The sequence below is a fragment of the Gordonia hydrophobica NBRC 16057 genome, from assembly GCF_001592365.1.
In the GTDB taxonomy this organism is placed as follows: Bacteria; Actinomycetota; Actinomycetes; order Mycobacteriales; family Mycobacteriaceae; genus Gordonia; species Gordonia hydrophobica.
In genome coordinates, this window is record NZ_BCWU01000004.1 from 1 (window position 1) to 26,980 (window position 26,980).

Here is a 26,980-nt window from a genome sequence, read left to right on the forward strand (position 1 = left end):
TGTGGCACAAGAAATCCAAAACACACTATCGAGTTCTCAAAGAACACACACCCACCAGCACCAACCAGACAACAACCCGGCCGAACTCCAGCAGACATCTGCAATTACTTTTGTCGATCCCCCCGTCTCCGAGGCGACCTTTCCAGCCTAGCAGACCGGAATCATCCCTGCAAAACACCCGAATCCAACCATCCGAAGAAGATCTGAACTCTGCCAGGCGCAGGACCGCTACTCTACCCACACCACCGCAGCGAGTGCAACCCGCCGACGATCAAGTGAATTTCGCGCTTCAGCGGCGACCCGCTGACCTGGAATAAGTTACGCACGAGCATCGAGAAGGTCAAATCGCCTGGTCGCGGTGCCCGAATCGACGAGGTGGCCGACGTCCTGACGCCCTTGCTCACCTGTCCGTTCGGGCAGTCGAAAGGCCTGTTCGGCCAGTTACCGGGGGCCTGGCGCACCCATACCGTCGAGGGATGAGCACTACGTTGGCAGGACCTCCCATCACGGTGACCTCTCGACACGGGTTCACCGAGTCGCTCCTCGGGTACCGACAGTCGGGCCGACTGTGGTGGCGCCGCGACGACAGCGGAGTTCACCTGGTCCATCCCTACTCCCCCGCCGACATCTGCGACTCCGTGGTGGTGAACGAACTCCGTCAGTTGGTGCAGGACGATGTGATCGCCGGCCAGACGGAGTTCGAGGATGCGGCAGTCTCCTTGATCACCAGCGTCCACCCGGACGTGCACACGGCGTGGCGCGCCTTCTACGCGAACTCCGTGGCGGAACTGCAGGGTGGCACCGCCGAGTTCAGCCCGGTGCATCGTCGTGCACGTTCGCTCCTGGCCGGGGATTCGGTCCTGGAGGTCGGTTGCTGCTTCGGATTCTTCGCGCTCCAGTGCGCGGCCGATGGTCGAACGGTGACGGCGACCGACATCTGCGGCGGCGCGCTCGACCTTCTCGACGACGCGTCGGAACATCTCAACCTTCCGGTCACGACTCAACGCGGAGACGTCCGGGCCCTCCCGTTTGCCGATCAGAGTTTCGACACTGTGACGGTTCTCCATCTGCTGGAGCACCTGGATCCGCACGACGTGGACGGTGCGATCGCGGAGTCGTGTCGGGTCGCTCGGCGACGAGTCGTGATCGCGGTGCCCTACGAGTTGGAGGCCAGCCCGCATTTCGGACACCTCACGACCATCTCGGCGAAGGACGTCAAGCGGTGGGCGAAAGTTGCTCCGGGCCGGCGGAAAGAGATCTTCTCCGATCATGGCGGCTGGCTCGTCATCGACTTGTAGCCGCACCTCGGTCGGCGTCGTCGAGGACGCGGTCCAGCCTTAGATCAATCCCCGCTTACTGGCCACATACACTGCGTCGGTCCGCTTGGTGACGTCGAGTTTCCGAATCACATTGCGGATGTGAAACTTCACTGTCGACTCGGAGATGAACAGCGTCTGACCGATCTGCGCATTCGACTTGCCGTCGGCCATCAGTTTCAACACCTGCCTCTCACGGTCGGTCAGGTCGGCCGCAGGATCGTGCTCGCCCGAGACTGTCCTGAGGACGATGGCCGCGCTCCGCGGATCGAAGGCGCTACCCCCCGTCGAGACCGTCCGGATGGCGCGAACCAGTTCGGTGGTGTCGACGTCCTTGACGACATAGCCCCGGGCACCGGCCCGAACAGCACGGACCACCAGGTCGTCGTCGAGGAACGTCGTGAGCACCAGCGAGGCGACCGACGGATACCGACTGTTGATCTCGCGGATGAGGCGTAGCCCCTCGTACTCGGTGCCTGCCGTGAGCTTGAGGTCCACGACGACGACGTCGGGCGTGCAGTGCGCCACCTCGGCGAGTGCGACGTCGTACGATCCCGCCTCGCCCACGACGACGACCTCGTCGTCACGATCGAGCAGGGAGCGCAGGCCCTCCCGCAGAAGTGCGTGATCGTCGACCAGGACGGTGCGGATCGGCCTGATTCCAGCCGGCTGCGGCGCCGGTGCACGACGGTCCATCACGTCTCCTTCTCTACAGCGGTCCCGAGCGCACCCTCGGCCTCGGCATACGGCAGGTCCACGGCGATCCGCACCCCTCCCAGTCGTGACCGGCGGATACGCAGACTGCCACCCAACTCCTGTGCCCGCGACGACATGTTCGCCAACCCGCGGTGACGACTGGCGGCGGGATCCCCGGCTTGCGCGGCCCGCAGTGTCGCTCGGAGCCGATTCGGATCACCGTCGCCGTCATCGTCGACGCACAGCGTCACCACCTGCCTGCCGTAACTGAAGGTGACGACCACCGCTGACGCCCCCGAGTGAACTGCGGCATTGAACAGCGACTCTCCCGCGATCCGGAGCACCGCGTGCTGGACGTCACTCGGCAATTCGCGGGGCCGTCCCCGTACGGAGACCGAGGCGGTGGTCTCCGCAGGCATGTGGAGAGCGCAGAGTTCGTCGAGGGTTTCAGCGATGCTGGTGGACGGCGTGCGTGCGTCCGACAGCGTGTCGATGGCGTTCCGCAACTGCCCCATCGCATCCCGCGTCAACCGCACGGCCTTGTCCAGATGTTCGGCACCCGACCCGCTCACGTCACCGCGGCACAACTCCATCTGGAGACCGGCGGAGAACACCGACTGCCCCACCGAGTCGTGCAGTTCCCGCGCGATCCTCGACCGCTCGGTGTTGAGCAGCGCGGTGCGTTGCACCGCAGACAGTTCGCGCTGGGTACGAACCAGTTCGTCGTTGCGTTCGGCCAACTCGGCCGCCCGCCGATTGGCCTCGGCGAACAGAGTCGCGTTCACCATGGCGACGGTGGCCTGGCCTGCGAGAATCCGCAGAACCATGAGGTCGGCGGGATCGATGTCACGGTTGTCCGCCGTCCACGCCGACAACCCGCCGACGATCCGACCGTCGAGCTCCACCGGGACATGGATGTGATGGTCGTGCACCAGCGGTCCACGGAGCCGCTCGTCATCCCCGCGAAGGACGTCGTTGAGTCGATTGAGCACTTGATCGGGCAGGTCCGTCGGTTGATCAGCCGCCTGCGCACCCTCGAACGCCATGATGCGACCGTCGCCGGACGCGATGAGGTGGCGCGGTCCGGTCTGTCCCAGCTGACCATCGGCCAACGCGAAGAGCACCCAGTCGGCGTCGAGGTGATCGCGGACGGTCTCCACCACGGCCACCACGAGCGCTTCGGGACCGGATGCGGTCTGCACCAAGGCTTTCGAGATGCCTTCGAGGGCGGTCATCACTCGACTCAGTCGGGCTGCCGTACCCCGGAACTCCGCATAGTGACCGCGTTTGACGGTCCGCAGCCCGACGAGGCTGGCGAGGTCCGGCTTCGGCGCGCCCACGGCTACAGCGCCTGTCGATAGAGATCGAGGATCCCGGATTCCTCGGGACGACGCGGATTGGTGACCATGCACGAATCCGCGAGCGCGTGCCGGGTCAACAGGCTCAGATCCTCGGCGCGAACGCCGAGCGGTGTCAGGGTGTCGGGCATGCCGACCCGAGTGGCGAGTCCTGCGATGGCGTCGGCGAGGCGATCGGCGACCACCTGCGGATCACCCGACGTGTCCAGGCCGACGGCGTCGGCCAGATTGACGAAGTCGTCGGCGCAGACGAACGCGTTGTATCGGATGACGTGCGGCAGCAGCACCGAATTGATGGTGCCGTGGGGCGCATCGCAATGACCGCCGACGGGATGACTCATCGCGTGCGCAGCGCCGAGAATCGCGTTGGTGAACGCCATCCCCGCTCGCAGCGAGGCCATCGCCATCTCTTCCCCCGCGAGCCGATCGGCGGGGTCGTCGACCAGCCGCTCGAGATTGCCCCACACACCGGTGAGCGATTCGAGAACGAGCGAGTCCGTCAACCGGCCGTGCGCGAGGGAGACGTAGGCCTCGACGCAGTGGGTGAGAGTGTCCATGCCTGCCTGCGCGGTGACCTCGGACGGCGCGGTCGTCAGGAGGGTGGGATCGATGACGGTGACGTTGGGGACCAGGGTGCGACCGATGATCGTGACCTTGGTCCGGCGCTCCGGATCGTTGATGATGCAGAACTGTGAGACGTCGGCGCCGGAGCCGGCGGTCGTCGGGATTGCGACGACCGGAGGCAGCGGCCGACGCACCCGGTCGATGCCCTCGTACTCGAGGATCACACCCCCGTTGGACGCCAGCACCGCGACGCCTTTCGCCGTGTCGATCACCGAGCCGCCGCCGAGCGCGATGAGGCCGTCCGCGCCGTGCGCACGGTAGGCGGTGAAACCGTCGGCGACCTCTCCGGCCCGCGGATTCGGGGTCACGTCGAGATAGGACGCAGGGGTCAGGCCTTGCGCACGCAGGCCGTCGAGCAGTTGTGCGTACCACGGCGTCGTCTCGAGATGACGGTCGGAGACCACGAGCGGCCGCTGCACGCCTAGGCCTGCCACCACGGCGCCCGTCTCGGGGAACGATCCGGGGCCGACGACGATCTCCGGCGTGTGGAATTTCGCGACACGGTTCGGCGCAGGGCGCGGGCCACCGATTCTGCTCACTGACCGACCACCTCCTTCACTGCCTGCGACGGTACCGCTCTCACCGAAGCGCCGCCCCCAGTTCGTCGCACCGCGACAGGATCTCAGCACCATCGCGGGCGCTGATCACGCCGTCGCAGTGTTCGGCGTAATCGTCCAGCGCACAACCTGTTTGGCTCCAGTATCGGGACGGCTCCGGCGTCAACCAGGCGACCCGATGGGCACGACGGGCGACGTCGGCGAACAGGTCCACGCGGGGGTCGAAGGCGTTGCTGCGCGCGTCGCCGACGATCAGGACGCTGGTGCGCCGGGAGATGAGGTCACCGAACCCGCCCAGCGTCTCCGCCCACAGGCGGCCGTAGTCACTGGTCGCCGCCAGATCCAGATCGTCGGCCGACAGCACCGCGGCCAAGGCGTCATCGGCGGACGCTGCGCGCAGGGCGGGGGTGACCAGGACCGGTCGGTCCACGAAGGCGATCACCTCGCAGCGATCACCGAACCGGTGCAGGGTCTGCGCCAACCGCAGAATGAAGCCCGCGACCGGTCGTACCGACAACGAGACGTCCACCATGACGAGCATGCGGACCGGCCCCGGCACGGCGCGACGCCGCCACAGGTTGACCGGGACGCCGTCGGTCGCGACCGCTGCCCGCATCGTCGCCCGCAGGTCCAGCCGCCCGGTGTCGGTCAGTCGCGGCACGCGGCGCGGTGCGCCGCGCATCCGCTGCACGAGGCGGTGGCAGGCACGGTCGACGTCTGCCTGGTCGCGGTGGGTTCGACTGCTGCTCCCCGATCCGTCGACGACATCCGCGACCGCCGCGGCCGTCTCCAAGCGATTGGCGAGCGCATCGACGAACCGTGTGAGCGCGTCCTGCAGGGCTTGGCGCTGCGAGTGGTCGAGCGACGCCGTGTCGTCGACGCCTTCGGCTTCGTAGGCCTGCCTCCCATCGGTGGCGCCCAACGCGCGCAGCAGGCCTGCGGCGTCGGCGAGGGACAGCGAGCCGCTCTCCACTCGTGCCCCCGAGCCGACCAGTTCTCCCACTTCGGCAGCGGCTGCATGATCGACGTCGATGGTGTAGGTGGCTCCGCTGCTGACCGTCGACGTGTCGGTGGCGACTTGCAGTTCCTCGGCTCCCGACGACACTGAGAAGTCGTCGTCCTCGCGGTGTGAGCTCTCGCCTCCCCGCTCGGACGCATCGGGGTCGTCGATCATCAGGTCGCCGATCTCGGCGGTGTGTTCATCGGCGCCGATCATCCGGCCCGCGCCGGTGAAGTCGTCGTCCCAGTCGACGTCGTCGGGCAGGTCGTTGACGACGGTGCGGACGGAAGCCGAACCCGACTCCTCGTCGACGTGCTCGGCGAGTCCGAAATAGACATCGAAGGCGAGGTCGAACATCGTTTGTTCATGCGCGTACTTGACGCTCACGCAGCGCAGCGCACAGCGCAGACGATCGAGATCGGCGGCGCCGACGAACGCCAGCACCCGCCGAATCTCGATCACCTCTGCGGGTGAGGCGGGGATGCCGAACGCGCGCAGGGCCCGCCCGAAGGCGACGGCCAAGCCGTCCAGCACGCCCGACCCGTCGCCGACGGTCCTCGCCGCCTCACCGACCACCGTCATCGCCGGGCTCCGACTCCCACCCGAGACCGCGCGGCGCCGAAGGCCGCCACCGTCGACGACCCCGTCGCAGCCGACTCGGTGCTCCGGCTCTTCGCGGAACCATCCGCGTCGAGGCTGCGCCGGACCTGCTCGAGGTCGGTACCGAACTTGACCAGCAGCGACATCAACGCGCCGTCCGCCGAGACGTCGATGGCGTCGTCCCCCTGCTTCAGCAGGGCTGCCGCGCGTGCCGCATCGATCACCTCGGCGATCGACGGACTCTTCCGCAGCGGCAGTTCGCGGAGCCTGCGGGCGAGGTCGACGACGTCGGCCACCACGTCGGCGGCGACCTCCGGGGCGCGGACCGCGACGATCTGCTGCTCGCGCTCGGCGGTCGGATACGCCACCTGGAAGTGCAGGCACCGACGCTTGAGCGCGGGCGACAGCTCACGCGTGTCGTTGGAGGTCAGAATCACCCACGGTGAGGACCGCGCGGTGAACGTGCCGAGCTCAGGCACCGTCACCTGGCGTTCGGCCAGCACCTCGAGCATGACCGCCTCCATCGCCTCGTCAGTCCGATCGATCTCGTCGACCAGCAGGACGGTCGGCATCGTCGAGACGATCGCCGAGAGCAGCGGACGCGGCACCAGGAAGTCCTCGGTGTACACGCCGACATCGGTGCGGGCGAGCGCCGTCGACGCCGCAGACAGGGTCTCGTGCGAGGCCAGTTCATCGCTGATGCGGTCGCGCAGCATCTGCACGTGCAGCAGCTGCCGGGCGTAGTCCCACTCGTACAGGGCACGCGCGTCGTCGAGACCCTCGTAACACTGGAGTCGGATCAGCTCGCGGCCGGACGCCGCAGCCAACGACTTGGCGAGCTCAGTCTTGCCGACGCCCGCAGGCCCCTCCAGCAGCAGCGGCCTGTCGAGCAGCGTCGCCAGATGAAGCACCACCGCGAGGTCGGGAGCAATCAGATAGCCCTCGCCCGCCAGCGCGTCGGTGAGGTCGTCGACGGTGTCGAACTCGACGACGTCGGAGCGGATGGAGGAGCCTGCGTGTGCGTCGGACATGGTTATCAGTAACTTCCGGTCATGGCGTGGCGGATCATCGGCAGCTGCGATTCGACGGTGCACTCACGGGGGTTGGCCGGCGTGCACCAGTCAGCCATCATGTGCTCGGAGATGGTCTGAACCATCTTGTCCGAGGTGTCGATGCTGTCGCCGCGGTTCTCGTACTTGCCGGTGCCCATCCGGTTCTTCTGGTAGGTGTTCGGGCGCACCTGGCCGAAGTTGTCCGGAATGCCGAGGTCCTTCGACAGTCGGATCGCGGCGTCGACGGCGGCGTCGGCGGCCTGCACGGTCGTCATGTTGCGGGTGTCGACGCCCATCAGCGGAGCCATCTCAGCGAACCGCTCGTACCGTGCGGGCAGGTTGTACTCCCACACGCGCGGCAGTGCGATGGCGTTGTTGAGACCGTGATGCAGGTCGAAGTACGCGCTGATGGCGTGCGACATCGAGTGGATCTGGCCGAGGCCACCGGAGTTGAACGCCTGCGCGGCGATGTACTGCGCGTGCATCATGCCGGTGCGGGCTTCGAGGTTGTGCGGATCGTAGACCGCGGTCGGCAGGTGCTTGGCGATCAGCTCGATCGAGTACTTGGCGTTGCCGAGCGACGGAGCGAAGTCCAGTCGCGACACCCACGGCTCGCTGGCGTGCGCCAGGACGTCGAAACCACAGTACGCGGTGAACTCCTGGGGGCACGAGTAGTACAGCAGCGGGTCGTCCATCGCGAGGTCGACGAGGCAGGAGTCGTCGAAGGCCACCCACTTGTGCGGGTTGTCCATGTCGGAGGTATCGGTGATGACGTAGGCCCACGAGGTCTCCGAGCCGGTGCCCGCCGTCGTCGAGACGGCGATGTGCTTCGGGTTCTCCTTGTTCGTCGCCTTCGAGAAGCCTTCGAACTCGTTGATGTTGCGCCCGTCGTGCGAGATCACCATGCGGGCGCCCTTGGCGGCGTCGTGGCTCGAACCGCCGCCGACCGAGATGATGCCGTCGCACTTCTCCGACTGATACCGCGCAGCGGCATCCATCGCGTTCGTGTCCTTGGGGTTCGACTGCACCTCGTCGAACAGGACGACGTCGACGCCCTGGTACTCGATCTTGCCGACGAGCTCCTCGATGATCCCCGATCCGCGCAGACCGGTGGTCATGAGCAGCACGCGCGTCATGCCGAGTTCCTTGGCTTCGACGCCGAGCATGTCATGGGCGCCGACGCCGAGCTTGGCCTTCGGGAAGGGGTGGAACTCCTTGATCGGGAAGTCCCAGATCTGATTCAACTCGATTGCCATGGGGCGAACTCCTTCGTGAGATGCGCGGCGCGCTCGGCGTCGCTGGGCTGTCTCAACTAGCGTGTTCCCCGTCACAGCCCCGCGACAAGACTCCCTGACCCTGCGCCGGATGGTTGGGCCCGACAGTCCAGGCCGGGTACCTGTCCGTTCGGACAGGTACCCGCCGGTTCTGCACCGAAGGGCGTGAACCGAGGGCGTGTTCAGCCTCGCTCGGCACGACGACCGGACAGAGGCAACAGCACGGCCAGCGAGAGCCAACTCAACTGCGCCACGGCGGGATCCACCCAGAACGCCAACGGGATCGACAGCAGGAAGATCGCAGGCGTCAGCGCGTAGTCGAGCATCGCCGCGCGCAGCCGGGCGGCGTCGAGCGGTTGGCGCAACAGCCCCCGTGTGGCGGCGACGACGAACACCGCCGAATGCGCGAGCGCGGCCAGCGCGACGTTGACGGCATAGACCGCGGTGGGCAGCGGCAGATCAGCACTCGCCGGATCGCTGATCCCCTGCGTGGTGAACGGAATCAACACGATGAGGGCCGTCGCCACCAGGCTGATCGCGGTGGTCGGACCGTCGAGCCCGGTCATCGCCCGCAGACAGCGCACGCTGACGCGCCAGAACAGCGCGATGACGGCGAAGCTGAGGAAGAAGCCGACCAACTGCCCGAGGACGTCCGAACTCAGCAACGCGTGCAGATCGCGCCACGCCTCGGGCGGCACCGAATCGACATTGGCGATCAGCAGAGTCGCCGCGAAGCCGTAGACGGCGTCGAAGTACGACACGCCTCGACCGAACTCCGGGGAGTCGGTCGGAGAGAAGTCGGTCCGCTCGCGGTCGTCGGAGACCATGACGCGAGTTTAATATCGCAATTGTCCGACTGCAGTGGGGTCTCGAGAATCTGTACCCGGGTTCGACGACTATGCGGACTCGGAGGTGTCGCCGACTCGTTCGATGTGCCCGCCGAGCGCCGTCAGCTGCTGTTCGAAGTTCGGGTAGCCGCGGTCGATGTGTTCCACGTCGTGGACCTCGGTGACGCCGTCGGCCACCAGACCCGCGAGCACCAGTCCGACGCCCGCGCGGATGTCCGACGACCAGACCGGAGCACTCGAGAGCGTCTCGACTCCACGGATCACCGCGTGATGTCCGTCGGTCCGGGCGTCGGCGCCGAGCCGGACCATCTCTTCGACGAACCGGAACCGCGCCTCGAAGACGTTCTCGGTGATCATCGACATGCCTTCCGAGATGGTCGCTAGGCCGATCGCCATCGGCTGCATGTCCGTCGGATAACCGGGGTACGGCAGCGTCGCGGTGTTGACCGCGACCGGACGATCCTGCTGCACCACGCGGAATCCGTCGCCGAAGCGCTCGACGGTCGCACCTGCGTCTTCGAGCTTCTTCAGCACCAGTCGCAGGTGGTCGGGGTCGACGCCGCGGACGCGGATGTCGCCGCGGGTCATCGCCGCCGCGACGCCCCAGGTACCCGCGACGATCCGATCGCCGACCACGTGATGCCGGGTCGGAACGAGTGTGGAGACCCCGTCGATGGTCAGGGTCGGCGAACCGACCCCGTCGATGCGAGCTCCCATCTCGATCAGCATCTCGCAGAGGTCGATGATCTCCGGTTCGCGCGCCGCGTTGTCGATAGTCGTGACGCCGTCGGCGAGGACTGCAGCCATCAGGATGTTCTCCGTGGCCCCGACCGACGGGAACTCCAGCGCCACGGCCGCGCCGGTCAGCTTCTCGGCCTCGGCGACCACACACCCGTGTTCGATGGCGCTCTGCGCACCCAGTGCGCGCAGACCCGCCTGATGCATGTCGAGGGGGCGAGAACCGATGGCGTCGCCGCCCGGCAGCGCGACCACAGCGCGATGTCGTCGAGCCATGAGCGGGCCGAGCACGCACACCGAGGCGCGGAACTGCTTCACCGCGTCGAAGTCGGCGTGGTACTCGGGTTCGTTCGGAACATCGATCGTCACGACGTCGCCGTCGATCTCGACCGTCGCGCCCAACCCGCGGAGGACGTCGGCCATCAGCGGAACGTCGGCGATCTGCGGCGCATTGGTCAACACGGTCCGCCCTTCGGCGAGCAGTGCGGCGGCCATCAATTTCAGAACGCTGTTCTTGGCGCCATCGACGAAGACCTCGCCGACCAGTCGCGCCCCACCCGTAACCAAGTAGCGATCACTCACGCCCATCACCTTATCCGTGTCGAGTACGTTAGGCAGATATGGCAGTCCATATCACTCGCGTCTACACCCGCACCGGCGACGACGGCAGCACGGGTCTCTCCGACTTCTCCCGCGTCCCCAAGACCGACTCTCGGGTCGTCGCCTACGCCGACTGCGACGAGGCTAACGCGGCCATTGGACTGGCGCTGACGCTCGGCGGCGACGTTCCGGCCGACATCGCTGTCGTCCTGACCACCGTGCAGAACGATCTCTTTGACGCCGGCGCCGACCTGTCGACGCCGGTCGTCGAGGACCCGAAATACCCCCCGCTGCGGATTCAGTCCGACTACATCGACGCGCTCGAGGGGTGGTGCGACGCGTTCGGCGAGGAGCTCACTCCGCTGGACTCGTTCATCCTGCCGGGCGGCACCGCGCTGTCCGCACTGCTCCACCAGGCTCGCACCGTCGTCCGACGAGCCGAGCGCAGTGCGTGGGCCGCGATCGCCGAGAACCCGGACAACACCGAGGTCCTGCCCGCCAAATATCTCAACCGGCTCTCGGACCTATTGTTCATCCTGTCGCGAGTCGCGAATGTCCGCGCGGGCGTCGGCGACGTGAAGTGGGTGCCGGGCGGCGACCGCACGCGCCCCGACAAGAACTGCTGACTTCCGACCGTCACGTGGTGCTAAGAACTGCTCGCTCAGCACCCTCCGGCGGCAATCTTCCGTCGGAAGCGCCTGAGCGCGCAGTTCTCAGCTGGGATCGGTCGGACGAGGCCTGGCCGAGGTCTCGATGAACTGCGTGCTCGCTCCGCTCGCAGGCAGCACTCGACCAACGTGGGGAAGACCATCACCGGGAATCAATGATCTAGGCTGCGGGCCGCCTGCGCGCTCGACGCGGCTGCCGGGACTCGATCCACGACAGGAACGCGGTGTGGACCTCCGGGCTCATCCCGAGCTCGTACCGGGCCGCCTTGTCTGTCCGGCCGATGGCCAGCTCGACGATCGAGTCGCGCGGATCCATGATCTCCAGTTCCGTGCCGACCGGAGAGCGGCGGCCGACGATCTCGATGCGACGCCGCGACATGCTGACGGTGGGACCGGGACGGAGCGAGCTCAACCGGTAGTAGGCCAGTGCTTCCTCGCCGTAGTGGACCGAACCGTGGCGCCAACCGTGGTCGGCCTCCGCGGGAAGTGACCGCAGCAGAACCGGTGTGCCCGCCCGGCGCACCTCGACGAGTCGGTACATGACGCCGGCAGAGATCAACAGCCCGGCGATCACGACCGCGACGATCAACCACACCCACATCGCCAATCCGATCAACCTCCTCACAAGCAGGTATACACCACCGAACCGAACCGGCCCCGGACACGGTCACTCGAAAGTGACGAAGCCGACGACGACGAGAGCCGCCCTGCTCAGCAGGACGGCTCTCGTCGTCTTCATCAGATCTCTGCGCCGATCACTCGCAGTGCCTGCGTCAGCTCACCGCTTCGACGGCGCGGACGCGGGACTTCGCTTGCAGGTATGCCGCGCTGCCGGGTTCGGCCGAGGAGAGGATCTCGCGCTCAGCGGCGACATCGATCTCCGAGACGAACTGTGCGGATTCTGCGAGCACCGTGATCGACTCACCGGTAACGGACAGGAATCCACCCTGCACCGCGAACGCCGTCTGCTTGCCGGACGCCTCCGTCATCTTCACGCAGCCGCCGGGAGCGAGCTCGGCAAGCATCGGAGCGTGGCTCGCGAGGATGCCGAGTTCACCCACCGTCGTCTGGGCGACGAGGAAGGTCGCGTCTCCGGAGTACAGCTCCGCGTCGGGCGAGACGACCTCGAGTCGGAAAGTCTTGTCAGCCATGCGCAGCGACTACTTTCCGGCGATCTTCTTGGCTGCAGCCTCGACGTCGTCGAGTCCACCGCAGCTGTTGAATGCCTGCTCGGGCAGGTGATCGAACTCGCCCTTGCAGACGCGGTCGAAGGCGTCGATGGTGTCCGCCAGCGGAACCACCGAACCGACCTGGCCGGTGAACTTCTCGGCGACGAGGAAGTTCTGGCCGAGGAACTTCTGCAGACGACGGGCCCGGTTGACCGTGACCTTGTCCTCTTCGGAGAGCTCGTCCATACCGAGGATCGCGATGATGTCCTGCAGCTCCTTGTACTTCTGCAGGATGCGCTTGACCTCGTTGGCGACGCGGAAGTGCTCGTCGCCCACGATCGATGCCTCCAGGATGCGCGAGGTCGAGGTCAGCGGATCCACGGCCGGGTAGATACCCAGCTGCGAGATCGGACGCGAGAGCTCGGTGGTCGCATCGAGGTGGGCGAACGTGGTCGCAGGCGCCGGGTCGGTGTAGTCGTCGGCGGGGACGTAGATCGCCTGCAGCGAGGTGATCGAGCGGCCCTTGGTCGACGTGATGCGCTCCTGGAGCTCACCCATCTCGTCGGCCAGCGTCGGCTGGTAACCGACGGCCGAAGGCATACGACCGAGCAGGGTCGAGACCTCGGAGCCCGCCTGCGTGAAGCGGAAGATGTTGTCGATGAAGAGCAGCACGTCCTGGTGCTGAACGTCGCGGAAGTACTCGGCCATGGTGAGGGCCGAGAGAGCGACGCGCATACGCGTGCCCGGCGGCTCGTCCATCTGACCGAACACCAGGGCGGTGTCCTGGAGAACGCCCATCTCCTCCATCTCGAGGTGGAGGTCGGTTCCCTCACGGGTACGCTCACCGACGCCCGCGAACACCGAGGTGCCCGAGAACTCGCGAGCGATACGCGTGATCATCTCCTGGATCAGAACGGTCTTGCCGACACCGGCACCACCGAACAGACCGATCTTGCCGCCCTTGACGTACGGGGTCAGCAGGTCGATGACCTTGATGCCGGTCTCGAGGATCTCGGTCTTGCCCTCGAGCTGGTCGAAGGCCGGCGGCTTGCGGTGGATGCCCCACTGCTCGCCGTCGCGACCGGTGCCCGGTGCGTCCAGGCAGTCGCCGAGTGCGTTGAAGACGTGGCCCTTGACGACGTCGCCGACCGGCACCGAGATCGGCTTGCCGGAGTCGACGACCGCCGCGCCGCGGACCAGGCCGTCGGTCGGCTGCATCGAGACGGTGCGGACCACGTTGTCGCCGAGGTGCTGCGCGACCTCGAGGGTCAGCGTCTTGGCGACCGACGGAAGGGTGACCTCCGCGTGGAGTGCGTTGAACAGGGCGGGGATGGCGCCGCGGGGGAACTCGACATCGACGACGGGGCCGATCACCCGGGCGACACGACCGGCGGTCGCCGAGGAGGCACCCGCTGTCGTATCAGTGACTGCTGCAGTCATTGGTTACTTCACTTTCCTTCAGGTGTTCTTGAGTCGCGATCAGTTCGCCAGCGCCTCGACGCCGCCGACGATCTCGCTGATTTCCTGGGTGATCTGCGCCTGACGGGCCGCGTTGGCCTGTCGAGACAGCGTGCGTTCGAGCTCGGTGGCGTTGTCGGTGGCCGCCTTCATGGCGGTACGACGTGCCGCATGCTCCGATGCCGACGACTCCAACAGCGCAGCGAAGATGCGCGAGGCGACGTACTTGGGCAGCAGGGCGTCGAGCAGCTCCTTGGCCTCCGGCTCGAACTCGACCTCGGCAGCGACTTCCGCCGACGTCGAATCCTCGAGGATGTTGTCCCCCATGTTCAGCTGCTCGACCTCGAACTCGATGTCGATCGGCGCCATGCGGCGGACCACCGGCTTCTGCGTCAGCATCGACACGAAGCGGGTGTAGACGACGTGAAGTTCGTCGACCCCTTCGATCTCGCCTGCCTCATCGCCGGGAAGGGCCACGCGCTCGCCCGAACCGGCGAGGAACGACTCCACCAGGTGGTGGACGGCCTCCGCGCTGTCGGAGAAGGTCGGCTGCTGTGAGAAGCCCGACCAGCTCGCTGCGACCGGACGCTCGCGGAAGGTGTAGTAACCGAAGCCCTTGCGGCCCATCACGTACACCACCGGCTCCTTGCCCTCGCTGCGCAGCAGCGAAAGCAGTTCCTCGGTCTCCTTGAGGACGTTCGAGTTGTAGCCACCGCACTGGCCGCTGTCGCTCGTGACGACCAGGACCGCGGCGCGACGACGGTTCTCGCGCTCGACCAGCAGGGGGCTGTCGAGCGACGTCGAGGCTCCCGCCAACGTCGTGACGACCCGGGTGATCTCCTTGGCGTAGGGGCGGGCCGCGGCCACACGTCCCTGTGCCTTAGTGATCCGCGAGGTCGCGATCAGCTCTTGCGCCTTCGTGATCTTCTTCGTCGACTGAATCGACTTGATCCGTGAGCGCAGCTCCCGAATGGTTGCCATGCTACTTCTGCTTCTTCGTCACTCGGAGGGTCTCCGGCTCGACGTCGTCAGCTGCCAACGGGTCGGCGTCGACCTCGACGACACGGCTGCCGTCGGAGGCGATGAAGCCGGCCTTGAAGTTGTTGGTCGCGGTCGCGAGTGCGCCCTTGTCGTCCGCCGTCAGCTTCTTGCCGCCCGCGATGTTCTCGTAGACGCCCTTGGCGGTGTGGTGCAGGTCTCCGAGCAGCTCGGCCTCGAATCGACGGATGTCGTCGACGGGCACCGAGTCGAAGAAGCCCTCACCGCAGAGGTGCAGCGACACGATCTGGTCTTCGACGGCGACCGGGCTGTACTGGTCCTGCTTGAGCAGCTCCACCCACCGGGCGCCGCGCTCGAGCTGAGCCTTCGACGCGGCGTCGAGGTCCGAGGCGAAGGCCGAGAAGGCCTCCAGCTCGCGGAACTGAGCCAGTTCCAGACGCAGCGAACCCGAGACGTCCTTGAGACCCTTGGTCTGCGCAGCGCCACCGACACGCGACACCGAGATGCCGACGTTGATCGCGGGGCGGACGCCCTTGTTGAACAGGTCCGATTCCAGGAACACCTGGCCGTCGGTGATCGAGATGACGTTGGTCGGAATGAACGCCGAGACGTCGTTGGCCTTGGTCTCGATGATCGGCAATGCGGTCATCGAACCGCCGCCGAGCTCATCGGACAGCTTCGCCGAACGCTCCAGCAGACGCGAGTGGAGGTAGAAGACGTCACCGGGGTAGGCTTCGCGGCCCGGCGGGCGACGCAGCAGCAGCGAGATGGCGCGGTAGGCCTCAGCCTGCTTCGACAGATCGTCGAACACGATGAGGACGTGCTTGCCCTGGTACATCCAGTGCTGGCCGAGTGCCGAGCCGGTGTACGGAGCGAGCCACTTGAAGCCGGCCGAGTCGGAAGCCGGAGCGGCGACGATGGTGGTGTACTCCATCGCGCCGGCCTCTTCCAGAGCCGACTTGACGCCGGCGATGGTCGAGCCCTTCTGGCCGACGGCTACGTAGATGCAGCGGACCTGCTTCTCCGGGTCGCCGGTGGCCCAGTTGGCCTTCTGGTTCAGGATGGCGTCGATGCAGAGCGCGGTCTTGCCGGTCTTGCGGTCGCCGATGATGAGCTGGCGCTGTCCGCGACCGATGGCGGTCATGGCGTCGACGGCCTTGATGCCGGTGGCCAGCGACTCCTCGACGGGCTGACGCTCGAGAACGGAGGCTGCCTGGAGCTCGAGGACGCGGTCGCCCTCGGCCTCGATGGCGCCGAGACCGTCGATCGGGGCGCCCAACGGATCGATGACGCGGCCGAGGAACTTGTCGCCGACCGGGACCGACAACACGTTGCCGGTGCGCTTGACTTCCTGGCCCTCTTCGATGTTCTCCGAGTCGCCGAGGACGACGGCACCGACCTCGTCCAGGTCGAGGTTCAGCGCAACACCGCGGATGCCGCCGGGGAATTCCAGCAGCTCGTTGGCCATTGCACCGGGCAGGCCGGCGACGTGCGCGATGCCGTCACCGGTGTCGGTGACGGTGCCGATCTCTTCGCGCGCGGCCTGGCTGCCCACGTCTTGGGTGTAACTTGCGATCGCGCTCCGAATTTCATCGGAGGAGATGGTCAACTCCGCCATGTTCCTGCTCTTCCTGGCTTTCTGGTTCTTCGGTCTGTGGGAATCACTCCGGCCGTCCGGCGGCCAGATACTTCTGTACTGCTGAGGAGGGTGGTGGCTACCGCAGGCCGCGACGCAGGGTCGCGATCTTGCCCGAAACGCTTCCGTCGATGCGCTCGTCGCCGACACGGACCACAACGCCGCCGAGGAGTTCGGGGTCGATGTCGACGTGCAGGGTGACGGGTGCCGCGTAGATCTCGGCGAGCTGGGCGGCGAGTTTGCCGCGCTGGTCGCTGGACAGTTCGCCCGCGCTGGTCACGTAGGCGACCTTGCGGCCGTTGCTGGCCGCAGCCAGCTGCGAGAGGTCGTCGATCGCGTCGCCGGGGAGCTCATCGGTAGTCGCGACCGCGTTCACGGCCAGACGCTCAGTGATGGGATCCACCTTGCCGTCGATCAGCGTACGCAGGAGCGCGGAGCGATCGGCGATGGGGCGGGTGCGGTCCGACAGTGCCTGCTCCAGTGCGGTGTCGCCCTTGATGACGCGGGCGAGACGGAACAGTTCGTCTTCGACGGTGTCTGCCTTGTCTCCGGCCTTGGCCGCCTGCAGCAGGGCTTCGCGGCCCAGCTGACGAAGACCACCGACCAGCTCGACGTCGCTCGACCACGACCGTGCGGCCGTCGACGAGACCACCGAGCGGGTGGCGTCAGAGACCTTGCCCTGCAGCACCTTGTCGGCGAAGGCGGCGCGATGATCGGCTGAGGTCGCCGAGTCGGCCAGCGTGATGCGCAACGTGCGATCTGCGCTGACCGTGTCGGCCACGGCCAGCAGTTCGGTGCCGACGGTCACCGCATCAGTCTGTGCGGCGGCTCCACGAAGGACGGTTTCCAGCTCGACGCGGGCCCCGTCGAGGGCTTCACGGCTTGACGCTGCGTACATCTAGCTAACTTCCTTGTCGTGGCGAGATCAGCTGTGTGCGCTCGCCTGAGTGTCGGCCGGCCTCGGATGTGGCGGAGCGAGGGACAAGAGAGATTCCTGCCCCTACGCTGATCCGCACCATCCTCGCGTCCATCGGGTTACTTGGCGGTCTCGTTCGACACGCCGTCGAGCTCTGCGAGGAACCGATCGACGGTTCCGGCCTGCTTGACGTCGTCCGACAGGGACGCACCGACCAGCTTCTCAGCCAGGTCGACCGACAGCTTGCCGAGATCGCCGCGCAACGCGGAGACGACCTGCTGACGCTGGGCGTCGAGCTGGGCGTTGCCGTTGGCGATGATCCGGTCGCTCTCGGAGGTGGCCTGCGCCTTCATGTCCGAGACGATCTGCGCACCCTGGGTGCGGGCCTCGTCGCGGATGGCTGCTGCTTCCTCACGTGCGCCGGCCAGCTGCTCGCGGTACGCGGCCAGCTGCTGTGCCGCCTCGGCCTGTGCGGCCTCGGCTCGGGCGATGCCACCCTCGATCGTGTCGCGACGCTCGTCGAGCACCTTGCGGTACATCGGGATGACGAACTTCCAGAAGACGAAGAGGACGACGCCGAAGGAGACCAGCGACCAGGTGATGTCGTACCACTCGGGGATGAGCGGGTTCTTGTCCTCGGCCTCTGCGGCCAGGATCAGACTGGTGTTGATCATGTCGTGGTCTCTTATCAGAAGATGAAGCCGGCGACGATACCGATCAGCGCCAGAGCCTCAGAGAGTGCGATGCCGAGGAACATCGTGGTACGGATCTGACCGGCCAGCTCGGGCTGACGGGCGATGCCCTCGATGGCCTTGCCGGCCACGATGCCGACGCCGATGCCGGGGCCGATGGCTGCGAGGCCGTAACCGATGGCGCCGAAGCCGGAGCCTTCGATGGTGTTATCGGCAGCGAGGGTCTGGGCGATGAAGCTCATCTTGCGATTCCCTTTCTTGGTGGCTCCTCGCCCGGTCGGGCGAGTGAGTCAGTATCAGTCGGTCCGAGCGTGGTGCCCGAGCCGGAAACTTCTGTTCAGTTGGTGCGATGCGCCGCGTCAGTGCGAATCAGCGTGCAGCGACTGCTCGATGTAGACCGCGGTCAGCAGGGCGAAGATGTATGCCTGCAGCGCGATGACCAGCAGTTCAAAGAAGGTGAAGCCGACCGCGGCGAACAGCGAACCAACACCGGCGAGGGTCCAGATGCCGCTCTGATCGATGATGAAGTACTGAGTGGCCGCGAAGAACAGTGCGAGCATGATGTGGCCGGAGAGCATGTTGGCCATGAGTCGGACCGTCAGTGTGAACGGCCGGAGAATGAAGGTCGAGACGAACTCGATCGGCACCAGCAGGAAGTGCACCGGCAGCGGGACGCCCGGAAGAACGATCGACGAGCGAATGAATCCGAAGAAGCCGAACTTGGCGATGCCGACCCAGCAGTAGGTGATGTAGGCGACCAGTGCCATCACGAGCGGGAAGCCGACGCGGGCGTTGGTGGAGATGTTCAGGAACGGAACGATCGAGGTGAGGTTCAGCATGATCGTCGCGAAGAAGATCGAGGCGATCAGCGGCAGGAACTTGCGGCCGGCCTCTTTTCCGAGGATCTCCTCGGAGATGTTGATGCGCACCCAGTCGATGAAGCTCTCACCGATGTTCTGCAACTTGCCGGGGACGACCTTCGGGTTGCGCAATGCGAGCGCAAAGAACGCCGCGACGAGCACCGCCACGACGACTCGGATCAGCATGAGCCGGTCCATACCCCACCAGGTGCCCTCCCCGAACAGCATCTCCGGGTAAAAGTCCTTCAGGGACGGTGCGTGGAACTCGGCTGCGAGGGTGGCGCTCAGCGTTCTCTCCCGTTCTCGGTCCCGCCCAGCCTCTCGGCTTGCGGATTCCATCGGTCATTCCGCGAGGTGCGTGACCACAGTTGAACTGCATGTCGTCGCATCGACCCGCGGGAGCAGACTAGCAAGTAAGGAGGGCCTCCGACTAATCAGGGCCGGTAAGTTTCCTGATGATTCACAGTCTGCCTCGTCTACTATCGCATGTAGTAGCAGGTCAGGAGACCCTGCGTGATCCTACTCACATCAGTCGAGATCGTTCGACTCTGGCGCAACGTACACCTGGCGGGTGGTCAGGACACCCCAGAGTTCGCTGCCGAGAACAGCCACGATGGCACCGACCAGCATGCTGACCAGCGCACCCTTGTGATAGAAGGTCATGTCTTTGAGGATCGCCGTCACCGCGATCACGATGATCACCTTGACCAGATATCCACCCATCAGCGCGCCCATCACGACGGTCGGCGGCGCCTTCGCGGTCAACAGGATGGTGATGACGGTGATCAGGATGAAGCCGCCACCGATCGCAGCACCGACCAGAACTCCCCAGAGGCCGGGCACTCCCTTCCACGGCCACCAGATCAGGAGCCCCGCGACGAGAAGGATCCCCAGGCCGTAGACGCCGTATCGCAGGCCGGCGCGCAGCGGAGCCGCTGGATCAGTCGCTTCGTCGAGCGCTGCGGCGTCGATCTCGTCGGCGGCCGGATTCACTTCGTTCTCGTCATAGGTCGACACGAGATATCAGGTTAGCGAGCGAGGCCGCTATCGGGCCAACCGACGACGGATCCGCGGAGCGAAGGTCGCGACCAGGGCGATCAGCAGGCCGACGCCGAAGATCGGCATCACGACGCGCATCGGGACCAGGGTGCCGAGTGCCACCGAGAACGCCAACACCCCCACCCACAGATAGATGAGCAGCGCCACGCGGCGCTGCGAGTGGCCGAGTTCGAGCAGCCGGTGGTGCAGGTGCATCTTGTCCGGGGTGTAGAAGCCCACTCCCGCGCGCGTGCGGCGAATGACGGCCATGATCATGTCCAGCATCGGAATGAACATCACGGCGGCGACCAGGATCAGCGGTGAGAGCAGGGTGAACATGTCGGCCGGACCGTACGCACTGCGAGCCACGCGCCCGGAGGCGCTGGTCGACGCGGCGGCCAGCATGAGTCCGATGAGCATGGCGCCGGAATCGCCCATGAAGATGCGGGCAGGCGAGAAGTTGTGCGGCAGGAATCCCGCGCAGGCGCCCGCCAACGCCGCGGTGATCAATGCGGGCGGGTAATAGCTGACGTCGCCGCCCTGATCGTGCAGGAGTCCCAGCGAGAACAGGCAGATCGCTACGGCGGCGATCAATCCCAGCCCTGCGGCCAGTCCGTCGAGGCCGTCGACGAAGTTGATCGCGTTGATCGTGGTGACGGTGATCGCCACCGTGAGCAGGCCCGCCTGCAGCGGATCGAGCACCACGGTGCCGATGTCCGCGAAGGGGACGTACAGCAGGTACCAACTGACGCCCATGATCACCAGCACGCCGGCCGCAGTCAGTTGCCCGACGAACTTAGTGAGTGCGTCCAGCCCCCACCGATCGTCGATGATCCCGACGAGGACGATCACGAGTCCCGCCGTGATCACGGCGAGCATGTCGTGCGTGTACGAGAACCCGCGGTTCAACGCGGGCAGTTGAGCCGCGAGTCCGATGGCGCAGACGAAGCCGAAATACATCCCGACGCCGCCGAGTCGGGGCGTCGGGATCACGTGCACGTCGCGCTGTCGGGGCACGGCGACCGCGCCCAGCCGGACCGCACTGATCCGCACCAGTGCGGTGATGAAGTACGTGATTCCTGCGGCAGTCAGCCCTACCAGCGCCAACTCGCGCAGCGGTACGCCGGCTCCGCCGCTGGTGGACTCCAGCGCGTACCCCAGCACCGCTACCTCTCCCCCGTCGGCCCGTCGCCGCCGATCGCGGCCACGTCGCGAGCGAGGTGTGCATGGCGCATCGGGTCGTCGGTGCGCATCGCCTGCACCATGAGGTCGGCGATGGCCGCCATGGAGTCCGGACGCAGTCCGTCCGATGCGAGCACGGCACTGCCGAATCGGATCGCCGAACCCTCGGCGATCGGCGCTTCGTCGTACGGGGTCACCGCTTTGTCGACCACGATCCGGGCGGCGGCGAGGCGTCTGGCCGCCTCACGACCGCTGATGCCGAGCGAGCTCACCTCGACGACGCCGATGTGGGTGTCGGTGCCGCCGGACACGGTACGCAGTCCGCGGGCATCGAGCTCTGCCGCCAGGCCGGCAGCGTTGTCGGCGACGGCCCGCGCGTACTCGGCGTACGCGGGGAGTCGGCATTCGGCGAACGCGACGGCCTTGGCCGCGATCGCATGCATCGCCGGTGCGCCTTGGAGGAACGGGTACACCGCGCGGCCGAGCGCACCCGCATGTTCGGCCCGGGCGAGCAGCAGTCCGCCGCGCGGTCCGCGCATCACCTTGTTGGTGGCGACGGTGACGACGTCGGCGTACGGCACCGGAGACTCGAGGACGCCGCCGACCACGAGGCCGGCCAGGTGGGCGGCATCGACCCACAGGATGCAATCGGCCTCATCGGCGATGGTGCGCATGGCGGCGAAATCCCACGATCGCGAGTACGACGTGCCGCCCGCGACCAGTATCCGCGGCCGATGCAGCAGCGCGAGTTCGCGGATCTGGTTGTAGTCGATCCGCTCGGTGTCGTGCCGGACGCCGTAGTTGACGACCGAGAACCACCGCCCGGAGAGGTTGGCGCGCGAGCCGTGCGACTGATGGCCGCCGTGTTTGAGGCTCAGCGACAATACTTGGTCGCCGGGCTGGGAGAAGGCCGCGTAGACGGCGAAGTTGGCCAGCGCCCACGACAGCGGCTGCACGTTGACGTAGTCGGCGCCGAACAGCGTGCGCGCACGATCGATCGCGAGCTGTTCCACCTCGTCGACCACCTCGACGCCACCGTGATAGCGATGTCCGGGATACCCCTCGGCGTATTTGTCGGCGAAGATCGAGCCGACGGCGGCCCGTACGGCAGCGGAGGCCGCCGACTCGGCGGCGACCATCTGGAGGCTGCCGCGTCGTCGTGTCTGTTCGCGGTCGAGGAGTGCGGTGATCTCGGCGTCGCCGGCCAGCGGATCCACCGGCTGTGCGGTCACGGGGTCCTCCGCAGGTCCGCGGCGTCCACGTCGAGCACCTCGGCGATGTCATCGGCGGTGATCGCACCTTCGCGGAGGATGATCGGCGACTCGCCGGTCAAGTCGACGATGGTCGAGGCGACCGCATGGTCGGCCGGGCCGCCGTCGAGGTAGACGGCGACCTTGTCCCGCAACTGGTCGCGGGCCTCCCCGACCACGGTCGCGGGCGACTGTCCGGAGACGTTGGCGCTGGAGACCGCCATCGGGCCCACTTCGCGGAGGAGTTCGATGGCCACCGGGTGCAACGGCATCCGGATCATGACACTGCCCGAGGTGTCGCCGAGATCCCAGGCCAGGGACGGCGCCTGCTCCACCACCAGGCTCAGCCCACCGGGCCAGAACGCCTGGACCAGCTCTCGCGCCTGCGGCGAAACGGAGCGGACCAGGCCGTCGACCGTGTGCCACGAGCCGACCAGCACGGGCACCGGCATGTCGCGGCCGCGACCCTTCGCCTCGAGCAGCGCCGCCACCGCCTCGCTGTCGAACGCGTCGCAGCCCAGCCCGTACACGGTGTCGGTCGGCATCACCACCAGGCGGCCGCCGCGCGCCGCACCCACGGCTGCGCGAATACCCGCTTCTCGCTCGTCAGGATCACTGCAATCGAATACCGCGCTCACCCGTCCCATCCTTCCACGCAGTCGTCCGGCGACGCCGCAGACCCACGGCCCGGGCGTCGAACAGCGCTGACGAATCGGGGGCGTCCCGCCAGATCGCGGTGCGACTGCACCTGCTCGAAGCCTCCGGTCCGCATCAGTGCGTCGCAGACCCGCGGGGCGGTGGTGTCGTCGTGCTCGATGGCGACGGGCACGCCGGGGCGCAGATGCGTGGCGAGGACGGGGGCGAGTGCGTCGATCAGGTCCATCCCGGTGTCACCGGAGAACACCGCGGTGGGCGGGTCGTGCACGACCTCCGGCGAGACCTCGGCGGACGCAGGAACGTAGGGCGGATTGCTCACCACCACATCGGCGTTCGCCAGCAACGGTCCGACGACATCGGGATCCGTGGCGTCGGCGTGCAGCAGGCGCACCCGGTTCGCCAGCCCCAATCGGTCGATGTTGCCCTGCAGGTACTCCCCCGCCGTCGCCGACACCTCGACGGCGACCGCCGTCGTCGACGGTGCCGACGTCGCGATCGCGAGGGCCAACGCTCCACTGCCCGAGCACAAGTCGACGACCGACACCCGGTCACGACCGGATCGGCGGATCTCGGCGATCCGGGACACCGCCCACTCCACGAGCAGTTCGGTCTCCGGCCGCGGGATGAAGACACCCGGGCCGACAGTCAATTCCAGGCCGGCGAAATAGGCGAGTCCGGTGATGTGCTGCAACGGAACCCGCCGCACGCGACGAGCGGTGGCCTCCTCGACGCGGGCTCGGTCGGCCGCGGACACCTCGTCGATGAGGAGAAGCCGGCCCGGTTCCACTCCGAGGACGTGCGCGACGATGTCGGCTGCGTCGACACCCGGCGACGCGACTCCCGCGTCGGACAGTCGTCGGAGAACGCTCCGCCGCAGGTCGTCGGCCCCTCCTGGCTGCTGCCGCGTCACTGCTGCAGACGGGCCTGCTTGTCGGCCTCCACGAGCGCGTCGAGGAGCCCGTCCATCTCACCGCCAAGCACGGAGTCGAGATTGTTGGCCTTGTAGCCGATGCGATGGTCGGTGATCCGGTTCTCCGGGAAGTTGTAGGTGCGGATCCGCTCGGACCGGTCGACGGTGCGGATCTGCGCGTGGCGTCCCGCTGCGGCCTCGGCGTCGGCCTCCTCCTCGGCGGCGGCTTTGAGCCGCGCGGCGAGGACCTGCATGGCGCGGGCCTTGTTCTGCAGCTGAGAGCGCTCGTTCTGGCAGGTGACGACGATATTGGTCGGCAGGTGGGTGATACGGACTGCGGAGTCCGTGGTGTTGACGCCCTGGCCGCCCTTGCCCGAGCTGCGGTACACGTCGATGCGCAGGTCGGACTCGTCGATGTGGATCTCCTCCACCTCGTCGGGCTCCGGGTAGATCAGCACTCCCGCTGCGGAGGTGTGGATCCGGCCCTGCGACTCGGTGACCGGCACCCGCTGCACGCGGTGCACGCCGCCCTCGAACTTCAGCCGCGACCACACGCCGTCCCGGACGGTCTCCCGCGACTTGATCGAGAGCGTCGCGTCCTTGTAGCCGCCGAGGTCGGATTCGGTGACGCCGAGAATCGTCGCCTTCCACCCGTGCTTCTCGCAGTACTTGAGGTACATGCGGACGAGGTCGGAGGCGAACAGCGCCGATTCCTCGCCGCCTGCACCGGACTTGACCTCCACCACCACGTCGTCCGAGTCGTGCGGGTCACGCGGGGCGAGCAGGTCGGTGAGCACGGCGTCGAGCTCAGCGACGGACTCCTCGAGCGCCGGGATCTCCTCGGCGAACGCGGAGTCGACCTCGGCGAGCTCGCGCGCCGCCTCGAGGTCGTCGCGCGCGGCGGTGAGTTTGGTGTACGTGGTCATCACCGGGGCGAGTTCGGCGAACCGTTTGCCGACGCGGCGGGCGTTGGCCGGGTCGTCGTGCAGCGACGGATCGGACAGTTGGTCCTGAAGTCCGGCGTGTTCGGCGAGGATGTCGTCGATGGCGGACGGTTCCTGCGTGCTCACCTGATGATTCACTTTCGTATCGGAGTCGGGTGCTTGAAGCTGCGGCGAAACGACAGACGCCCGACGCGAAACCAGCAGTGGTCTCGTGTCGGGCGCCTGGTGCGAGCTACTTGACGCGCTTGCCGTACCGCTTCTCGAAGCGTGCGACGCGACCGCCGGTATCCAGAATCTTCTGCTTGCCGGTGTAGAACGGGTGGCAGTTGGAGCAGACTTCCACGGTGATGTGGCCGCCCTTGGCGGTGCTGCGGGTGGTGAACTCGTTGCCGCAACCGCAGTTGACGGTGGTCACCTCGTAGTCGGGATGGATTCCCTGCTTCATGTGATGTCCCTTCATCATGGCCGCCGGGTCACCACTGACGTTTTTCAGTGGTGTGAACCGGAACCGGACTGACCGACGAATTATTCCACAGTCGACGCCTCCGCGACCAATCGGCGTGCGATCAGCGCCCGTCGACGGGAGTGAGACGAGTCTCTTTTCGTCGAACGCCCCTCCTGAACTGCCATGACACCGGCTTACGCTGGACTGATGACGACAGCGAATCCGCCTCAAGAACGCACAGCACCACGCGCTTCGAAGCGACCCCGCTGGTCCCGCCGCAACCCGTACCCCGCCACCGTGATCCGCAACGATCTGCTGACGGCGCCGGAGAGCGACAAGGAGGTCCGGCACCTCGTCCTCGACATCGAGGGATCGGGCCTCGACTACGAACCCGGCGACGCCGTGAACGTCACCCCGGCCAACGAACCCGCCCTGGTCGCCGCGATCATCGATCGTCTCGGGGTCCCGAGCGACACGATCATCGCCGACCGCAAGGGCGAACGCACACTCGCCAACGCGCTGACGCACGGCTTCGAGATCACCTCGACGTCGCCGTATCTGCTCGATCATCTCGCCCACGCCCGCGGTGTCACCGAGCTCGCCGAGCTGCTCGACGGCGACCGCGCGCCGCTGGAGGCCTGGTCGCGCGGACGTGACGTGCTCGATCTGCTGAATCTCGACCCCACCTGGTTCCCCACGCCCGAGGCCCTGCTGTCCGAGCTCCGTCCGCTGGCGGCACGGACGTACTCCATCTCGTCGTCACGGTCGGTCCACCCGGGCACCCTGCACCTGACCCCCGCCACCGTGCGCCATCTGGCCACCGACAGCTGGGGCGACGGCCGCGATCGCGGTGGCGCCGCCTCCACGTATCTCGCCGAGCGCGTGGACGAGGGCGACACCGTCGGCATCTACGTGACGCCCAACAAGGCGTTCCACCTGCCCGAGCCGGACACCGACATCATCATGGTGGGTCCGGGCACCGGCATCGCGCCCTTCCGCGCGTTCATTCAGGAGCGCTCGCACGACGACGGCAACGGTCGGAACTGGCTGTTCCACGGCGCCCGCCACCGCGACCAGGACTTCCTCTACCGGGACGAGATGTGGGCGATGGAGGCCGACGGCAATCTCCGCCTGGATGTCGCGTTCTCGCGCGAACAGGATGAGAAGATTTACGTCTCCCACCTGATGGGCGGGCAGGGCGAGGAGCTGTACAGCTGGATCCGCGACGGAGCCATCCTGTACGTCTGCGGCGACGCCACCCAGATGGCCCGCGACGTCGACGAGACGCTGACCGCGATCATCCGCGAGTACGGCGACTTCGACGAGGACGGAGCGCGCGCCGAAGTGCAGCGCCTCCGCGAAGCAGGCCAATACCGCCGAGACGTGTACTGACGCGGAGCGGCAGGTCGAGCCGATTCACGAGGCGTTAGCCGAGAACTCGGTCGAGACCACGTGACAAAGCGCTGGTAGAAGGATCCGACCAGCCCTCTTTT

The 26,980-nt window shown here is 66.8% G+C and carries 27 protein-coding genes; 3 read left to right on the plus strand and 24 right to left on the minus strand.

The features are described from left to right. Window positions 1-476: 476 nt before the first annotated feature. Window positions 477-1,298 (plus strand): mycofactocin oligosaccharide methyltransferase MftM, encoded by an 822-nt coding sequence (gene mftM, locus GH2_RS07830; RefSeq protein ID WP_066165550.1) that lies wholly within the window; start codon window positions 477-479, stop codon window positions 1,296-1,298. Window positions 1,299-1,337: 39 nt separating this feature from the next. Here the strand turns inward: mftM and GH2_RS07835 are convergent, their stop codons facing one another. The 8 genes from GH2_RS07835 to murA form a co-directional block, all read right to left on the minus strand. Next, window positions 1,338-2,012, minus strand: a complete 675-nt coding sequence (locus GH2_RS07835) for a MadR family response regulator transcription factor (RefSeq protein ID WP_066165553.1) — start codon at window positions 2,010-2,012, stop codon at window positions 1,338-1,340. Continuing rightward, on the minus strand, window positions 2,012-3,352 hold the full coding sequence (locus tag GH2_RS07840; protein ID WP_066165556.1) for a MadS family sensor histidine kinase: 1,341 nt from the start codon (window positions 3,350-3,352) through the stop codon (window positions 2,012-2,014). The genes GH2_RS07835 and GH2_RS07840 overlap by 1 nt, the downstream gene beginning before the upstream one ends. Window positions 3,353-3,354: 2 nt before the next feature. Beyond that, entirely contained in the window at window positions 3,355-4,533 is a 1,179-nt protein-coding gene (locus tag GH2_RS07845; RefSeq protein ID WP_372434449.1) for an iron-containing alcohol dehydrogenase, read from the minus strand. Window positions 4,534-4,573: 40 nt separating this feature from the next. Further along, window positions 4,574-6,133: a MadC family VWA domain-containing protein gene (madC, locus tag GH2_RS07850; RefSeq protein ID WP_066165559.1), complete on the minus strand. Its 1,560-nt coding sequence runs from the start codon at window positions 6,131-6,133 to the stop codon at window positions 4,574-4,576. Beyond that, the gene (locus tag GH2_RS07855; RefSeq protein ID WP_066165564.1) at window positions 6,130-7,182 is read right to left on the minus strand and encodes a MadB family AAA-type ATPase; all 1,053 of its coding nucleotides are present in this window, start codon (window positions 7,180-7,182) and stop codon (window positions 6,130-6,132) included. The genes madC and GH2_RS07855 overlap by 4 nt, the downstream gene beginning before the upstream one ends. A gap of 5 nt (window positions 7,183-7,187) precedes the next feature. Beyond that, window positions 7,188-8,459, minus strand: coding sequence for an NDMA-dependent methanol dehydrogenase (mdo, locus tag GH2_RS07860; RefSeq protein WP_066165567.1), 1,272 nt, complete (start codon window positions 8,457-8,459; stop codon window positions 7,188-7,190). Window positions 8,460-8,659: 200 nt separating this feature from the next. After that, entirely contained in the window at window positions 8,660-9,304 is a 645-nt protein-coding gene (locus GH2_RS07865; protein WP_066165570.1) for a TMEM175 family protein, read from the minus strand. 69 nt (window positions 9,305-9,373) lie between these two features. Further along, a complete protein-coding gene (murA, locus tag GH2_RS07870; RefSeq protein ID WP_066166474.1) occupies window positions 9,374-10,645 on the minus strand; it encodes a UDP-N-acetylglucosamine 1-carboxyvinyltransferase in 1,272 nt (423 codons plus the stop codon). Window positions 10,646-10,683: 38 nt separating this feature from the next. Here murA and GH2_RS07875 point away from each other — a divergent pair, with 38 nt between their 5' ends. Further along, complete coding sequence (locus GH2_RS07875) at window positions 10,684-11,289, plus strand: cob(I)yrinic acid a,c-diamide adenosyltransferase (RefSeq protein ID WP_066165574.1); 606 nt, start codon at window positions 10,684-10,686, stop codon at window positions 11,287-11,289. 202 nt (window positions 11,290-11,491) lie between these two features. On the opposite strand, the gene GH2_RS07880 is transcribed toward GH2_RS07875, so the two are convergent. The 16 genes from GH2_RS07880 to rpmE form a co-directional block, all read right to left on the minus strand. Continuing rightward, window positions 11,492-11,932 carry a DUF2550 domain-containing protein gene (locus tag GH2_RS07880; RefSeq protein ID WP_066165577.1) on the minus strand — a complete coding sequence of 147 codons (441 nt, stop codon included), beginning with the start codon at window positions 11,930-11,932 and terminating at the stop codon, window positions 11,492-11,494. Between the two features lie 172 nt (window positions 11,933-12,104). Beyond that, window positions 12,105-12,482: a F0F1 ATP synthase subunit epsilon gene (locus GH2_RS07885; RefSeq protein WP_066165581.1), complete on the minus strand. Its 378-nt coding sequence runs from the start codon at window positions 12,480-12,482 to the stop codon at window positions 12,105-12,107. A 9-nt stretch (window positions 12,483-12,491) separates the two neighbouring features. After that, on the minus strand, window positions 12,492-13,940 hold the full coding sequence (gene atpD, locus GH2_RS07890) for a F0F1 ATP synthase subunit beta (RefSeq protein WP_066165584.1): 1,449 nt from the start codon (window positions 13,938-13,940) through the stop codon (window positions 12,492-12,494). Window positions 13,941-13,979: 39 nt separating this feature from the next. Then, window positions 13,980-14,939 carry a F0F1 ATP synthase subunit gamma gene (locus GH2_RS07895; protein ID WP_066165590.1) on the minus strand — a complete coding sequence of 320 codons (960 nt, stop codon included), beginning with the start codon at window positions 14,937-14,939 and terminating at the stop codon, window positions 13,980-13,982. 1 nt (window position 14,940) lies between these two features. Next, window positions 14,941-16,575, minus strand: coding sequence for a F0F1 ATP synthase subunit alpha (gene atpA, locus GH2_RS07900; protein WP_066165593.1), 1,635 nt, complete (start codon window positions 16,573-16,575; stop codon window positions 14,941-14,943). A gap of 97 nt (window positions 16,576-16,672) precedes the next feature. Continuing rightward, window positions 16,673-17,491, minus strand: coding sequence for a F0F1 ATP synthase subunit delta (locus tag GH2_RS07905; protein WP_066165596.1), 819 nt, complete (start codon window positions 17,489-17,491; stop codon window positions 16,673-16,675). Window positions 17,492-17,628: 137 nt separating this feature from the next. After that, window positions 17,629-18,183 (minus strand): F0F1 ATP synthase subunit B, encoded by a 555-nt coding sequence (locus GH2_RS07910; protein ID WP_066165599.1) that lies wholly within the window; start codon window positions 18,181-18,183, stop codon window positions 17,629-17,631. A 14-nt stretch (window positions 18,184-18,197) separates the two neighbouring features. Then, the gene (locus GH2_RS07915; RefSeq protein WP_045538243.1) at window positions 18,198-18,443 is read right to left on the minus strand and encodes an ATP synthase F0 subunit C; all 246 of its coding nucleotides are present in this window, start codon (window positions 18,441-18,443) and stop codon (window positions 18,198-18,200) included. Between the two features lie 117 nt (window positions 18,444-18,560). Then, on the minus strand, window positions 18,561-19,400 hold the full coding sequence (atpB, locus tag GH2_RS07920; protein ID WP_066165602.1) for a F0F1 ATP synthase subunit A: 840 nt from the start codon (window positions 19,398-19,400) through the stop codon (window positions 18,561-18,563). A gap of 189 nt (window positions 19,401-19,589) precedes the next feature. Further along, window positions 19,590-20,078 carry a Cg1360 family ATP-synthase-associated protein gene (locus GH2_RS07925; protein WP_066165605.1) on the minus strand — a complete coding sequence of 163 codons (489 nt, stop codon included), beginning with the start codon at window positions 20,076-20,078 and terminating at the stop codon, window positions 19,590-19,592. A gap of 27 nt (window positions 20,079-20,105) precedes the next feature. Beyond that, window positions 20,106-21,263, minus strand: coding sequence for a glycosyltransferase family 4 protein (locus GH2_RS07930; RefSeq protein ID WP_066165609.1), 1,158 nt, complete (start codon window positions 21,261-21,263; stop codon window positions 20,106-20,108). Window positions 21,264-21,265: 2 nt separating this feature from the next. Continuing rightward, window positions 21,266-22,513: a serine hydroxymethyltransferase gene (glyA, locus tag GH2_RS07935; RefSeq protein WP_066165612.1), complete on the minus strand. Its 1,248-nt coding sequence runs from the start codon at window positions 22,511-22,513 to the stop codon at window positions 21,266-21,268. Then, window positions 22,510-23,169, minus strand: coding sequence for an L-threonylcarbamoyladenylate synthase (locus GH2_RS07940; RefSeq protein ID WP_066166480.1), 660 nt, complete (start codon window positions 23,167-23,169; stop codon window positions 22,510-22,512). The genes glyA and GH2_RS07940 overlap by 4 nt, the downstream gene beginning before the upstream one ends. After that, window positions 23,166-24,098 (minus strand): peptide chain release factor N(5)-glutamine methyltransferase, encoded by a 933-nt coding sequence (prmC, locus tag GH2_RS07945; RefSeq protein WP_084247378.1) that lies wholly within the window; start codon window positions 24,096-24,098, stop codon window positions 23,166-23,168. Before prmC ends, GH2_RS07940 begins: the two co-directional genes overlap by 4 nt. Then, window positions 24,095-25,168: a peptide chain release factor 1 gene (gene prfA, locus GH2_RS07950; protein WP_066166477.1), complete on the minus strand. Its 1,074-nt coding sequence runs from the start codon at window positions 25,166-25,168 to the stop codon at window positions 24,095-24,097. The genes prmC and prfA overlap by 4 nt, the downstream gene beginning before the upstream one ends. Window positions 25,169-25,274: 106 nt before the next feature. After that, window positions 25,275-25,487: a 50S ribosomal protein L31 gene (gene rpmE, locus GH2_RS07955; RefSeq protein ID WP_006896411.1), complete on the minus strand. Its 213-nt coding sequence runs from the start codon at window positions 25,485-25,487 to the stop codon at window positions 25,275-25,277. 297 nt (window positions 25,488-25,784) lie between these two features. On the opposite strand from rpmE, the gene GH2_RS07960 reads away from it, so the two are divergent. Further along, window positions 25,785-26,879: a diflavin oxidoreductase gene (locus GH2_RS07960; RefSeq protein WP_244885339.1), complete on the plus strand. Its 1,095-nt coding sequence runs from the start codon at window positions 25,785-25,787 to the stop codon at window positions 26,877-26,879. Window positions 26,880-26,980: the final 101 nt, after the last annotated feature.